This is a genomic window from Burkholderia sp. IO2 (assembly GCF_029522185.1).
In the GTDB taxonomy this organism is placed as follows: domain Bacteria; phylum Pseudomonadota; class Gammaproteobacteria; order Burkholderiales; family Burkholderiaceae; genus Burkholderia; species Burkholderia cenocepacia.
Genome location: NZ_JAKWFH010000045.1, coordinates 22,004 through 35,513 on the forward strand (window position 1 = coordinate 22,004; position 13,510 = coordinate 35,513).

General features: G+C 68.4%; 13 protein-coding genes. 4 read left to right on the forward strand and 9 right to left on the reverse strand.

Annotation, left to right across the window (positions count from 1 at the left end; translation table 11 throughout):
- The first annotated feature begins 253 nt into the window (after nucleotides 1-253).
- Nucleotides 254-661 carry a VOC family protein gene (locus MMB92_RS25505; protein ID WP_006483322.1) on the forward strand — a complete coding sequence of 136 codons (408 nt, stop codon included), beginning with the start codon at nucleotides 254-256 and terminating at the stop codon, nucleotides 659-661.
- A gap of 22 nt (nucleotides 662-683) precedes the next feature.
- Here MMB92_RS25505 and MMB92_RS25510 read toward each other — a convergent pair whose 3' ends face one another.
- Both MMB92_RS25510 and MMB92_RS25515 read right to left on the reverse strand, forming a co-directional pair.
- Nucleotides 684-1,223, reverse strand: a complete 540-nt coding sequence (locus MMB92_RS25510) for a hypothetical protein (RefSeq protein ID WP_006498118.1) — start codon at nucleotides 1,221-1,223, stop codon at nucleotides 684-686.
- 109 nt (nucleotides 1,224-1,332) lie between these two features.
- A complete protein-coding gene (locus tag MMB92_RS25515) occupies nucleotides 1,333-1,719 on the reverse strand; it encodes a MerR family transcriptional regulator (protein WP_006483333.1) in 387 nt (128 codons plus the stop codon).
- A gap of 87 nt (nucleotides 1,720-1,806) precedes the next feature.
- On the opposite strand from MMB92_RS25515, the gene MMB92_RS25520 reads away from it, so the two are divergent.
- A complete protein-coding gene (locus tag MMB92_RS25520; protein WP_277563027.1) occupies nucleotides 1,807-2,715 on the forward strand; it encodes an alpha/beta hydrolase in 909 nt (302 codons plus the stop codon).
- 10 nt (nucleotides 2,716-2,725) lie between these two features.
- Here the strand turns inward: MMB92_RS25520 and MMB92_RS25525 are convergent, their stop codons facing one another.
- The 3 genes from MMB92_RS25525 to MMB92_RS25535 are packed head-to-tail and all read right to left on the reverse strand — an operon-like array spanning nucleotide 2,726 to nucleotide 5,396.
- Nucleotides 2,726-3,538, reverse strand: a complete 813-nt coding sequence (locus MMB92_RS25525; protein ID WP_058903916.1) for an ABC transporter ATP-binding protein — start codon at nucleotides 3,536-3,538, stop codon at nucleotides 2,726-2,728.
- Entirely contained in the window at nucleotides 3,535-4,392 is an 858-nt protein-coding gene (locus tag MMB92_RS25530; RefSeq protein WP_048985841.1) for an ABC transporter permease, read from the reverse strand. The genes MMB92_RS25525 and MMB92_RS25530 overlap by 4 nt, the downstream gene beginning before the upstream one ends.
- Before the next feature lie 11 nt (nucleotides 4,393-4,403).
- Complete coding sequence (locus tag MMB92_RS25535; RefSeq protein WP_080331454.1) at nucleotides 4,404-5,396, reverse strand: aliphatic sulfonate ABC transporter substrate-binding protein; 993 nt, start codon at nucleotides 5,394-5,396, stop codon at nucleotides 4,404-4,406.
- Nucleotides 5,397-5,730: 334 nt separating this feature from the next.
- On the opposite strand from MMB92_RS25535, the gene MMB92_RS25540 reads away from it, so the two are divergent.
- A complete protein-coding gene (locus MMB92_RS25540; RefSeq protein WP_202588810.1) occupies nucleotides 5,731-7,158 on the forward strand; it encodes an MFS transporter in 1,428 nt (475 codons plus the stop codon).
- A 127-nt stretch (nucleotides 7,159-7,285) separates the two neighbouring features.
- Here the strand turns inward: MMB92_RS25540 and MMB92_RS25545 are convergent, their stop codons facing one another.
- Together MMB92_RS25545 and MMB92_RS25550 are read right to left on the reverse strand one after the other, a co-directional pair.
- A complete protein-coding gene (locus MMB92_RS25545; protein WP_006483335.1) occupies nucleotides 7,286-8,686 on the reverse strand; it encodes an LLM class flavin-dependent oxidoreductase in 1,401 nt (466 codons plus the stop codon).
- On the reverse strand, nucleotides 8,683-9,954 hold the full coding sequence (locus MMB92_RS25550; protein ID WP_080331456.1) for an acyl-CoA dehydrogenase family protein: 1,272 nt from the start codon (nucleotides 9,952-9,954) through the stop codon (nucleotides 8,683-8,685). Before MMB92_RS25550 ends, MMB92_RS25545 begins: the two co-directional genes overlap by 4 nt.
- A gap of 296 nt (nucleotides 9,955-10,250) precedes the next feature.
- Here MMB92_RS25550 and MMB92_RS25555 point away from each other — a divergent pair, with 296 nt between their 5' ends.
- A complete protein-coding gene (locus MMB92_RS25555) occupies nucleotides 10,251-11,489 on the forward strand; it encodes an SfnB family sulfur acquisition oxidoreductase (protein ID WP_006483330.1) in 1,239 nt (412 codons plus the stop codon).
- A gap of 3 nt (nucleotides 11,490-11,492) precedes the next feature.
- On the opposite strand, the gene MMB92_RS25560 is transcribed toward MMB92_RS25555, so the two are convergent.
- Together MMB92_RS25560 and MMB92_RS25565 are read right to left on the reverse strand one after the other, a co-directional pair.
- Nucleotides 11,493-12,320 (reverse strand): ABC transporter permease, encoded by an 828-nt coding sequence (locus MMB92_RS25560; protein ID WP_125333555.1) that lies wholly within the window; start codon nucleotides 12,318-12,320, stop codon nucleotides 11,493-11,495.
- Nucleotides 12,313-13,503 carry an ABC transporter substrate-binding protein gene (locus tag MMB92_RS25565; protein WP_034203485.1) on the reverse strand — a complete coding sequence of 397 codons (1,191 nt, stop codon included), beginning with the start codon at nucleotides 13,501-13,503 and terminating at the stop codon, nucleotides 12,313-12,315. The genes MMB92_RS25560 and MMB92_RS25565 overlap by 8 nt, the downstream gene beginning before the upstream one ends.
- Between the last annotated feature and the right edge of the window lie 7 nt (nucleotides 13,504-13,510).

Here is a 13,510-nt window from a genome sequence, read left to right on the forward strand (position 1 = left end):
CCCGGGCCTGTGTCGTTCGACGCACATCGGTTCGAGCGGTCGCGCCGCGTCCGTCGCGCGGCTCCGAATGCGAGCAGCACGACCCGCGCCGCGCATTGCCCATCGCTCGAACGACGGCCTCATGCGGGCTTGGCGCCCCGCGCACCCGTGCGTCCAATGCGAGTTGTGGAATGCGAGCCCACGCTCGTATTCTGAAGTCCTCGGGCGGCACGGCATGGGGCCTCCGCCCACCACCGCATCGGAGAGCGCGACCATGACCGAAACGACAGCCACGATGAAGCTGAACCACCTGAGCTTTCCCTCCGCCGACACGCTGGCCACCGCCCGATTCTTCGAGCGATACCTCGGCTTCACGATAGCGGGAAGCTGGGAAAAATCCTGGATCCTCAAACGCCCGGGCTTCGACGTCGTGATCGATCACGTCGGCGACGGCGTGCCCGCATGGCCCGCCAATTTCCACGTCGGCTTCGAACTGCCGAGTCTCGATGCCGTGCACGCGTTGTTCGCGCGCTTCAAGGAGGAAGGCGTCGCGATGGAGACGGACGTCTTCAACAACGGGCGCGGCTCGCGCTTCTTTTGCCGCGCGCCGGGCGGCGTGATGTTCGAACTGAACACGCGCGCGGATGCCGCGCCGGAATATCAGGGCACTTTCGACGATTGATGCGACGCAGTGCGTGCCACGCTCAATCGCAACGGCTGGCGCGGGCGAGCGTCTCGATGACCGCGCGGGTACGCGACGGCTTGGTGATCTCCGTCCATTGCAGATGCGCGTATTTCGGGTCGTCGCGCAAGCCGGCGAACTTCACGCGGTTTCTCGCGAACGTCGTGTACGACCACAGGAGCACCGAGTCCCGCGAGCAGAACGCCATCCGCAGCGATTCCCGGTTGCCGTGAGAGAGCCGGGTGCGCATGAGCCCGCGGCCGATCGTGCGCCGCAGCACACGGGAAAACACCGTCCATCGCCCGAAGTTGAGCCATACGACGTGCGTGGCCCTCGACCACAGCACGTCACGCACCGCGCTGTAGTTTCCGTCGGCGACCCAGCGGTCGCCGGCCGTCGCCGCCCGCACCGCATGGTCGAACTGCGCGGGCGGCACGGCGGTCCAGCCCGGGCCCCAGTAGAGCCGGTCGAGTTCGATGTACGGGCAGGCCGCGGCGGCGGCCAGTGCGCTGGCAAAGGTGGATTTCCCGGCTCCGCTTGTTCCGACGACGATGACGCGCATGGGTGTGACCACCGGCAAAAAGGTGAGGGCGCGTATTGTGCCCGAAGCGCGCGGGTGGACTGGTATCCGTAGCGGGAAAAAGCGGACCGCTGGCGAACCCGCGCATCGATCAATCGAGCGGCGGCACCGCACCATCCCGCAACATCTTGACGAGCCTTGCGCGCCGCTTCTCGAGATCGGCGATCTGGCGGTCGATCGCTTCGAGGCGTTCGCGCTGGACGTCGGTGATCTGGTCGCACGAGCGGGCGCCGTCGATCAGCAACATGCAGTCCGGAAAGCCGCGAATGTCGTCGAGGGTGAAACCGGTCGCGATCATGCGCTGAATCTGCTTGACCTGCGTCACAGCCTTGTCGGGAAACAGGCGATAGCCGTTGTCCGCGCGCACCGATGCGAGCAGGCCGTGCTCGTCGTAGTGCCGGATCGAGCGCACGCTCGCGCCGGTGAGCTGCGCGAGTTTGCCGATGGTCAGCAGTGGCTGGGTAGGCGGATTTTTCATGAAGGGCAGGTTAGCACGATCCGCTTGACTCTTACATCAGTGTGAGGGTTGAGACTGGGCGTCCGTTCATGCCTGGAGGAAAACACCATGGATACCCGCGTGCTGATGCGCTGGCTGATTGCCTTGATCTGGTGGGCGATGCCGTTTGCGTGGGCGTACGACGCGGCCGCCGCGCCGCTGAGCTATACCGTGACGTCGACGGACGGCGTGAAGCTGGCCGTTCAGGAAAGCGGCGACCCGGACGGCGTTCCGGTCATCCTGATTCACGGCCTGCTCGGCAGCCGCCTGAACTGGGACGCGCAGGTCCAGAGCGCCGAACTGCGCGGCTTCCGGATCATCACGTACGACCTGCGCGGCCACGGGCTGTCGGACAAGCCGTCCGGCGCGCAGCCGTATCGCGACGGAACCCGCTGGGGCGACGATCTCGCGGCGGTCATCGACGGCACGCATGCGCGCAAACCGGTCGTGGTCGGCTGGTCGCTCGGCGGCGTGGTGATCTCGAACTACCTCGCCCAATACGGCGACCGCGCGATCGCGGGCGCGGTGTACGTCGACGGCGTGGTCGAGCTTGCGCCGGGCCAGATCGTCGATCATCCGGACGTGTATCGCGACATGAATGCGGCGGACCTGAAAACGCATCTCGACGGCGAGCGGACTTTCGTCGGTCTGTGCTTCAACCGCCGGCCGGATGCCGCGACGTTCGAGCGCTTGCTCGCCAACGCTGCGATGGCGTCGTGGGACATGCAAAAGGCCATCCCGACGATGTCGGTATTCGCCGCCGCGGGGCTCGGCCACGCGCGCGTGCCGCTGCTGTTCATCTACGGCGGGCGCGACGCGCTGGTCGACACGCAGGCGACGCTGGCCCGCGCGGCCGCACTGAACTCACGCATCGTCAGCAAGGTGTACGCGGCATCCGGTCACGCGCCGTTCATCGAGGAAGCCGGGCGGTTCAATCGCGATCTGGCCGCGTTCGTCCGGTCGGCGTCCGCGCGATGAAGTGGCGACGTCACGCCGGCGTGACCGGGATGCCAGTGGTGTCGCGCGCCTCACGATCGTGAAAGCGCTGGAACGCATCGATGAGCCGCGCGCGCTGCGCGGCCAGCGACGGATCGCGCCGGTCGCGCGGCCGTGCGACGTCGACGTGGAGTTCATCGTCGACGCGGCCCGGGTTCGGCGCGAGCACCAGCACGCGATCGCCGAGATACAGCGCCTCGTCGAGATCGTGCGTGACGACGATCGCGGCCATCCGGTGCCGATGGACGACCTCGAGCAGCAGCGTCTGCAAGCGCATCCGCGTGATCGCGTCGACCGCGCTGAACGGCTCGTCGAGCAGCAGCAGATCCGGCTCGCCGAACAGCCCGCGCGCGATCGCGGCACGCTGCGCCATGCCGCCCGACAGCGTCGCCGGCAGCTGCCGCGCGACGCCGGCCAGGCCGACCTCGTCGAGCAACCGCGCGACGCTCGGATCGCGTCCGCCCCGCGCGCCGGACGCGAAACCGACGTTGTCCGCGATCGACAGCCATGGCAGCAGCCGCGGCTCCTGAAAGATCACGCCGACGCGCGCGGACGGCCCGGCCAGCGCGCTGCCATCGAGCGTCACGCTGCCGCGGAAGTCCGGGTCCAGGCCGGCGACGATCCGCAGCAGCGTGCTCTTGCCGCACCCGCTCGGGCCGACCACGCAGACGATTTCGCCTCGCGCGACCTGCAACGCGATGTCGGCCAGGATCGTGCGATCGCCATACAGCTTGCGGGCGATCCGCAGGTCGAGCAGCGGCGCGGCGATGCCGGCGGCCGGGCGGACGGAAGGGGAGGCGCTCATTTGCCGCCCTGGCGCGCCGCGCCGTCGAACGCATCGCGCCAGCCGAGCCAGCGCGACTCGATGCGACGCATCGCGCCGTCGGTCAGCTTGCCGAGCAACGCGAGCAGCAGGATCGCGCCGAACACGAGGTCGGGGCGTCCGGTTTCGCGGCCGTCGCTCAGCAGGAAGCCGAGGCCGCGCGTGGCCGCGATCAACTCCGCGGCGACCATGAACATCCACGCGAGGCTGAGGCCGGTCCGCAGGCCGGTGACGATCTGCGGCAGCGCGGCGGGCAGCAGGATCCGGCGGAACAGCGCGAGCGGGCCGAGCCGGTACACCGCGCCGAGCTCGACGAGCTTGCGGTCGACGTCGCGAATGCCGGCGACCACCGCGAGATGAACGGGAAAGAACGCGCCGATCGCGATCAGCGTGATCTTCGGCGCTTCGTCGATGCCGAGCCACAGCAGCAGCACCGGCACCCACGCAAGCGACGGAATCGCGCGCAACGCCTGGAACGTCGGTTCGAACAGCGCATCGACTCGGCGGCTCAGGCCCATCGCCGCGCCGACGACGAGCGCGAGGCCGGCGCCCGCCGCAAAGCCGGCCGCGACGCGCAGCGTGCTCGCGCCGACGTGACGCGCGACCCGCGTGACGCCCATTCGCGCGAGCGTATCGAGAATCTCGCTCGGCGCCGGCACGAGATGTTCGGGCAGCCAGCCGCGCCGCACCACGACCTCGAGCAGCACGAGCGCGGCGAACGGCAGCGCGAGGCCCGCGATGCGCCACGCGCGCAGCGGGTCACGTCGGGCCGCACGCGGCGGCGAAGCGGGTTGGCGGGACGCGAGCGCGTCGCCGCGCGCGGTGGTGTCCGTCATCGGCGTCACGCTCAGTGCGACGCGGCGACGATCGGGCGCGCGAACGACGGATCGAGCAGCGTATCGACGATCTTCGCCGGATCGACGCCCGGCTTGGTCAATTGCTCGGCCGTCAGCACCGGCGCGGCGGCCTTCAGCGCCGCGCGCTGCGTGTCGCCCGGCACCGGGTCGCTGAAGTCGTTGCGCTGAAGCTGCAGCTTCGCGACCGGTAGCGATACCTTCGATTCGTCGGCGACGATTTGCGCGGTTTCGGCCGGATGCGCGACGATCCACTGGCGCGCACGGTCGTAGACCTTCAGCACGCGCGCGACCGCCTGCGGATACTGGCTGGCGAACGCATCGCGCACGTTCAGGAAGCCGTACGTATTGAATGCGACGTTGCGGTACAGCAGGCGCGCGCCGTCGTCGAGCTGCGCGGCGGCCATGTGCGGATCGAGCCCGGCCCACGCATCGACCTGGCCGTTCGCGAGCGCGGTGCGGCCGTCCGGATGCTGCAAGTTGACGATCTCGACGTCGTCGCGGGTCAGGCCGACCGTGTGCAGCGCGCGCAGCGTGAACAGGAACGGATCGGTGCCGCGCGTCGCGGCGATCTTCTTGCCTTTGAGGTCGGCGAGCGAACGGATCGGCGAATCCTTGCGCACCACCAGCGCCGTCCATTCGGGGCGCGAGAACACGTAGACCGTGTGGATCGGGTTGCCGTTCGCGCGCGCGAGCACCGACGCCAGCCCCGCGGCCGAGCCGAAATCGACCGCGCCGCTGTTCAGGTATTCGAGCGCACGATTGCTGCCGAGGCTCAGCACCCAGCGAATCGACGTACCGTCGGCCTTGAACGCGTCGTCGAGCCAGCCGAAGTGGCGGATCACGAGACTTTCGGGCGAGTAGTACGCATAGTCGACGCGGATTTCCGCAGGCGTCGCCGCCTGCGCTTGCATGGACATGAGGCCGGCAAGCGCGGCAACGACGACGGCCGCGGATTGCCACACGCGGGACCAGAACGGCTTCATCGGGGATTCTCCGGAAGAGCGGCAACGCGCCGCGAACAGGCAGGTGACCGGCTAATGTAACGAAGCGCAGGCGATCCGTTAACGAAGAAATCCACGTTTGAACATGCGTGCGGCTGCTAAGCGCGCGCCGTGCAACTTTATGACGCACGCCGATTAATTTATCGGTTTATATCGCTTGGGATTGCCGGATCGAGGGAACAGAATTTCCGCTGCCGGAACCCGGCTGCAGCGGGGCCGCATGCGCTCGACGCCGCGACGGTCGCGAAGGCGCCTGCCCGGTTCCCCGGCTTTACGATCACCTTGCCGTGCATTCGGCATCAAACTAAGGAATCCGATGAGTTCGATCGATCTAGGCTCAGTCACGCCGGTTTCTTCCCCCATCCGCTCGGCGAGCGACGTCGCGCGCCTGATCAATACGGTGGACAGTTCGGTGAGCCACGCACGGATGATCGTGCTGCTGGCGCTCGGCGGCGTGTTTCTCGATGCGTACGACCTGACGACGCTGTCGTACGGCATCGACGACGTGGCGCGCGAATTCGGCCTGACGCCCGCGCTGACCGGGCTGGTCGGGTCGGCGATCATGATCGGCACGATCTTCGGCAGCCTGATCGGCGGTTGGCTGACGGACCGGATCGGCCGCTATCAGGTGTTCATGGCCGACATGCTGTTCTTCGTGGTCGCGGCGATCGCGGCCGGGCTCGCGCCGAATGTCTGGGTGCTGATCGCCGCGCGCTTCGTGATGGGGCTCGGCGTCGGCATCGACCTGCCCGTCGCGATGGCGTTCCTCGCCGAATTCTCGAAGTTCAACGGCCGCGGCAACAAGGCGTCGCGGCTCGCTGCGTGGTGCCCGATGTGGTACGTCGCGTCGTCGGTGTGCTTCCTGCTGATCTTCGGCCTGTATTTCCTGCTGCCGGCCGAGCATGCGGGCTGGCTGTGGCGCGCGTCGCTGATCTTCGGCGCGGTGCCGGCGCTCGTCATCATCCTGTTCCGCAACCGCTTCATGAACGAATCGCCGCTGTGGGCCGCGAACCAGGGCGATCTGGCCAATGCCGCGCGGATCCTGCGCGAATCGTACGGCATTCATGCGCACGAAGCGGACGATGCGCGACGCGAGCCGAGCCCGCCGCCGGTGCGGATTCGCGTGCTGTTCCAGCGTCCGTATCTGGGGCGCACGATCGTCGCCAGCGTGATGAACCTGTGCATCCCGTTCGAATACACGGCGATCGCGTTCTTCCTGCCGTCGATCCTGTCGCAATTCCTCGGCGCGGGCGTGTTCGAGACGATCGCGGCGTCGCTCGCATTGAACGTGCTGTTCGCGTTCACAGGCGGCTTGCTCGGCATGCGACTCGCGTATCGCTATCCGTCGCGTCATGTCGCGATCGCGGGATTTGCGCTGCAAACGGTCGCGCTCGTCGCGCTGGCGCTGGCGGGGCATCCGCACGGCGCATTGGCGGTCGGCGTCGTGCTGCTGATGCTCGGCACGTGGCTGTTCGCCGAAGGGTTCGGGCCGGGTGCGCAGATGATGATCTATCCGACGCTGTCGTATCCGGCCACGATCCGCGGCACCGGCGTCGGCTTCGGGCGGTCGCTGTGCGGCATCGGCCAGGCGCTGGCGCTGTTCGTGCTGCCGATCCTGCAGGCGCGTCTCGGCACCGACATGTTTTGGGTCGTCGCGATCAGCGCGGTCACGCCGATCGTGTTCCTGCTGATCATTCGTTATGAGCCGACGGCGAACGACGTCGACGACGAAAGCGTGGCGTAACCGTCGACCGGGGGCGCTCGCTGTCCCCCTGCAAATACAAACGGCTTCGTCAGACTGCACGAAACCGTTTGTACTGAAGCCGGCCGCCGCGTGAATGCGGACAGACCGGCTTCGACGTCGCCCAACGCTACGCGCTCACCGCTTCCCGCTCGGCCGCGCGCTTGACCTGTTCGATATCGCGAAACTGCGCGGCCGGATGCTCGTCCGGCAGCCGCGCCGAGCCGCCGAAGAGTTTTTCGCGCAGCGTGCCCGGCGCATACGCGGTCGGATACACGCCGCGCCGCTGCAACTCGGGCACGAGATGGCGCACGACGTCCTCGAAGGTTTCATGCGCGACCGCATACGCGAGATTGAAACCGTCCACGTCGGTCGCGGCGACCCATTCCTGCAGGATGTCCGCGACGGTCGACGCCGACCCGACGAACACCGGGCCCATCCCGCCGATGCCGCCCCAGGCCGCCAGCGCCTCGATCGTCCACGCGGTGTCGCCGCCCGACAGGTGCTCGACCGCCGACACGATCGCATTCGTTTCGACGCGCCTGACCGGATCGGTCGGCGCGTACTGGCCGAAGTCGATGCCGGTCCAGCCGGACATGAACACCAGCGAGCCGTCGTACGACACGTAGCGCCGATACTCGTCGAACTTCGCTTGCGCCTTCTCGTCGGTCTCGTCGACGATCACCGTGACGAGGTTGTAGATCAGCACCTTCGCCGGGTCGCGCCCGGCGGCCGCGGCCTGCGCACGTACGTCGGCCACATAGCGCGCAAGCTGGTCGCGGGTCGGCGCGGCGACGAACACGCATTCGGCGTGCTGCGCGGCGAACGCCTTGCCGGGGCCCGACGCGCCAGCCTGGAAGAGTACCGGCGTGCGCTGCGGCGACGGCTCGCACAGGTGATAGCCGGGCACGTCGAAGAAGCGGCCCTTGTGGCCGATCTCATGCACTTTCTCCGGATGCGTGAACACGCGGCCGTCGCGATCGCGCACCACCGCGCCATCTTCCCAGCTGCCTTCGAACAGCTTGTACAGCACTTCGACGTACTCGGCCGCGACCGCGTAGCGGTCGTCGTGCGTGCGCAGCCCGTGATCGCCGACGTTCTTCGCGCCGCTCTCCAGGTACGACGTGACGATGTTCCACGCGAGCCGGCCCTTCGTGTGGTGGTCGGCGGTCGACAGCCGGCGCGCGAACGTGTACGGATGCTCGAACGTCGTTGACGCGGTGATGCCGATGCCGAGATGCTCGGTCGCCATTGCGATCGGCGCGGCGAGCTGCAGCGGATCGTTGACCGGAATCTGCGCGGCCTGGTGCAGCGCGTGATAGTTGCTGCCCTTGTACACGTCGTAGTAGCCGATCACGTCCGCGATGAAGATCGCGTCGAAGATCCCGCGTTCGAGCACGCGGGCGAGGTCGGTCCAGTAGTCGAGATCCTTGTACTGCCACGAGCGGTCGCGCGGATGCGCCCACAGGCCGGGCGACTGGTGGCCCACGCAGTTCATCTCGAACGCATTGAAGCGGATGGTCTTGCTCATTGCGCGGCCCCCGTTTCCGCGCCGGCGCCCGCATGGGCGTCCGCACCGTTGCCGACGCGCCACACGAACGGCGGCGTGCGGCCGTTGATGATCCAGTCGCCGACGATGCGCGCCTTGTAGACGAGCGGATTGTGCGACGACACCGTGCGCGCGTTGCGCCAGTGGCGATCGAGCGCGGTCGTGCTGCGGGTCGCCGACGCGCCGAGCGCGTCGAACAGGCGCGTCGCCGCGCGCAGCACGAGTTCGGACACGACGAGCTGGCTCTGCGCGGATTCGATTTCGGCCGCGACGTTCGCGGCCTGCTCGGCCGCTTCGTCGCCGCCGAAGCGCGCTTCGTACGCGTGCTGAAGCGGCTGCGCGGCGCGCAGCGCGAGCGCATCGGCCGCGTAGGCCCATGACGCGATCTCGCCGATCACCTGCTGCAGCTGCGCGTCGTCACCCGCGCGCGGCGCATTGCCGTGGCTGTACACCCGTGTGCGGTTGCGCACGAGTTCGCCCGCGTCGCGCACGATCGCATGGCCGATGCCGGCGAGCGTCGCGACGTGGAACAGCTGGTAGAACGCGGTCTGGTACTTGAAGCGGCGCGCGAAATCGATCACGTTGTCCGCATCGACCGCCGCGTCCTCGAAACGCGTCGTACCGCTGCCGGTGGTCGTCTGGCCGAAACCGTCCCAGTCGTCCTCGCGGATCACGCCCGGCTGCGCGGTCGCGACGGCGACGATCACGTCGCTGCCGTCGTGCGCGCGCTGCGCGAACACGTCGATCCAGTCGGCGAACAGGCTGCCGGTGCTGTAGAACTTGCGGCCGTTCAGCACGAGCCGGCCGTTTTGCTCCGATACCTTCGTGACGGTCTGGCCGAGCGGTACGTCGCCGGCTTCCGACCATGCATTGCCGACCAGCTGGCCGCTCGCGAAGCGGTCGAACCAGGTCGTCCGTTGCGGGCCGTCCGGTGCGTTCAGCCAGTCCTCGACGAACGCGAAATGTCCGCGCAACGCCTGCGGCAAATTGGAATCGGCGGCGGCCAGCTCGGTCAGCAGCCGGAACAACTGCGGCAGCGACGCGCCGGCGCCGCCCGCGCTCGCCGGCAGCCGTATCGCGCCGAAGCCCGCCGATTTCAGCCAGCCGATCGCCTCGTGCGGCAGTTCGCGGCAGCGTTCGCGTTCGGCGGTGCCGGCGGCGATACGCTCGAAGATCGGCCGGAACCGGCTCGCGAGCGCATCGTAATCGGTACCGGTGGAAAGGTCGGGGGCTGCGTGCGACGAAGTCATGCGGGTTTCCTCGAAGGGCGTGCGCCGGGAGCCCAGTATAGGAAGCGCGAAGCGGGCGTTCCAATAACGGATTCTCGGATCGTTATCGTCGCTGCGTATTACCGCGACTGCGACCGCAACCACGCGGGGACGCATCGACGTTCATGCATCCGTTGCGACGTCAAAACGCCGTTCCACCTGCGTCAGGCGCGACGTCGTTTGTTCTCCCAAGGAATATCGTTCCGAGAATCGCTCGGTTTTCCGGCCCGCGCGGCGCTGCTAGATTGAATGCTTTCGCCATTCGACAGGAGAGCCCGATGTCAGACACGAGCGCGACGATTCAGGAGCGGCCGGCCGATGCACACCCGCAGGTGGCCCGCGTGATCGCCGACGACGCGCAAGCGATCGCGGCCGCGCATGCGCTGGCGCAACGCCTCGCGCAAGGCGCCGCCGAGCGCGATCGCGACCGCCGCCTGCCGCGCGAGGAAATCGAATGGTTCTCGCAGTCGGGGCTGTGGGCGATCACGGTGCCGAAGGCATACGGCGGCGCAGGCGTCTCGCACGTGACGCTCACCGAGGTGATCAAGATCGTCGCCGCGGCCGATGCGTCGCTCGGGCAGCTTCCGCAGAATCATTTCGGGTTGATCGACGTGATCACGCTCGTCGGCACCGACGCGCAGAAGCGGCATTTCTTCGCCGAAGTGCTGAGCGGCAAGCGGTTCGGCAACGGGTTCTCGGAGAAGGGCACGAAGCACGTGCTCGACCTGAAGACGCGCGTGCGCCGCGACGGCGACGACTACGTCGTCGACGGCACGAAGTTCTACTCGACCGGCGCGCTGTTCGCGCATTACGTGCCGGTGCTCGGGCTCGACGACGCGCAGCAGGCCTGGCTCGCGTACGTGCCGCAACCGACGCCCGGGCTGACCGTGATCGACGACTGGTCGGGCTTCGGCCAGCGCACGACCGCGAGCGGCACGGTCGTGCTCGACGCGGTGCGCATCCCGGCGTCGCACGTGCTGCCCGCGCAGCGCGTGTCGGACGTGCCGACGCTCAACGGCCCGCTGTCGCAGATCATCCAGGCGGCAATCGACGCCGGCATCGCGAAGGCGGCGATCGACGATACGCTCGCGTTCGTGCGAACCCGCACGCGGCCGTGGGTCGACAGCGGCGTCGAGCGGGCCACGGACGATCCGCTGACGATTCGTGAAATCGGCCGGCTGCACATCCAGCTGCATGCGGCCGACGCGTTGCTCGAACGCGCGGCGCGCACGCTCGACGAGATCGCGGCCAAGGGCGACGTGACCGAGGACGACGTCGCGCGGGCGTCGGTGGCGGTCGGCGAAGCGAAGGTGCTGACGACCGAGGTCGCGCTGCTCGCGGGCGAGAAGCTGTTCGAGCTGGCCGGCACGCAAGCGACGCTCGCCGAGCACAACCTCGACCGCCATTGGCGCAATGCGCGCACGCATACGCTGCACGACCCGGTGCGCTGGAAATATCACCTCGTCGGCAACTACTACCTGAACGGCGCGCGCCCGGCGCGCCATGCGTGGAATTGAACGTCAGCGCCCGGACGCCAGCAGCGCGCGGGTCAACCCCCGCGCGATGCCGTCGAGCGCGAAACCCAGCGCGCCGATGACGACGATCACCGCGGTCAGTTCCGCATACGCGAGCCGGTCGCGCGTATCGAGGATCAGGTAGCCGAGGCCCGCGTTGACGCCGAGCATCTCGGCCGGCACCAGCACGATCCACAGGATGCCGATCGCGAGCCGGATGCCGTTGAGCAGCGGCCCCGCGATCGCGGGCAGCACGATATGGACCAGCAGCTCGCTGCGGGTGGCCGCGAGGCTCGCGCCGAGCTGCAGCCAGCGCCGGTCGATCTGCTTGACGCCGGCGGCCGTGCTCATCAGCACCGGCCACAACGCGGCGAACCCGAGCAGGAAGTAGATCGCGCGGTCGCCGATGCCGAACGACATGACCGCAAGCGGCATCCACGACAACGGCGACACCATGCGCAGGAACTGGAACGTCGGCGACAGCATCCGCTCGACCCATTGCACGCGGCCGAGCAACAAGCCGAGCGGGACGCCGGCCAGCAGCGCCGCGCCGAGCCCGACGCCGATGCGTCGCAGGCTGACGAGCGCGTGTTCGAGCAGATGATCGTCCGCGCAGAGCGAGCGCAGGCTGGCGAACGCGCTGTCCGGCGCGAACTGCCGGCCGAGCGAGCCAGGCTCGGTCAACGCATGGATCGCGGCCCACCAGACCACGACCGTCGCCACGAGCCCGGCCACGCCGAGCCAGCCCGCGGCCGCAGATGCCCGGGAACGGCCGCCGCCGGTCCGGCGCGTGCCGGGTGCGGACGAGCGGCGGGTAGCAAGCGCATCAGACAACGACGATCTCCTCGCGGCGGAACCCGCCCGATTGACCGAACGCGGTCAGCCCGCCGACCGCGTCGATGCTCTTGCGCACGAACCGGTCGTCGACCAGGTCGCGGGCCGCGAACGCCGGATCGAGCGACGCGAGGAATGCGCTGTCGCCGTCGACCACCGTCCGCTTCAGCCGCTGCACCAGCGCCTCGGTATAGCTCGGGAACGGATACGGCTGGAAGTCGATCCGCTTCGCGTGCCAGTCGGCGTGGCGGATCGCGCCGCTCGCGCGATAGGTGTCGGCCAGCGACGCCGACGGCACCAGCACGCGGTCCAGCGACGCGAGCGTGTGCGGCGAATAGCGGTGCGTGCCGTCCTTCGACAGCAGTTGCGCGGTTTCCTGCGGATGCGAGCGCGCCCACAGCTGCGCCTTCACGATCGCGTTGACGACCTTTTGCGACCACGCGGGGCGCTGCGTCAGATCCTGCTCGTGCATGAACACGACGCAGCACGCATGGTTCTTCCACACATCGCCGGTGAAACGCAGGATCTTGCCGATCTTCATCAATTCCGCGGTCGCGTTGAACGGCTCCGCGACGATATATCCGGCGATCTGGCGCGCGGCGAGCGCGGGCAGCATGTCCGACGGCGCCATGACGACGAGGTTGACCTCGTTCGCCGCGGGCGTGCCGCGCCGCTTGAGCACGGGGACGAGCCCCTGCCCGCGCAGCATGTCCTGCAGCACGACGTTGTGAATCGAGTACCAGAACGGAACCGCGACGGTCTTGCCGCCGAGATCGCGCAGCGAGTCGATGTCGGGCGCGACCGTCAGCCCGGAGCCGTTCACGTGATTCCATGCCACCACCTTCGCCGGCGCGCGGCTGCCGTAGCGCGCCCACAGCGTCATCGGCGACAGCAGGTGCACGACGTTGACCTGGCCGGACAGGAACGCCTCGACGAGCTGCGCCCAGCTGCGCAGCAGCTTCGGTTGCTCGACCGTCAGCCCTTCGGACGCGAAATAGCCGTTGTTGTGGGCGACCAGCAGCGGGGCCGCGTCGGTGATCGGCAGATAGCCGATGCGAACCGGCGCATCCGGCTCGGCCGCGGCGTGCGCGTTGGCCATCGACAGCAACGGGGCGGCACCCGTCGCGGTGAACAGGGCCGCGAGCTTCAGCCATTCGCGGCGCGACATCGGAATCTGGCACATGGATAGG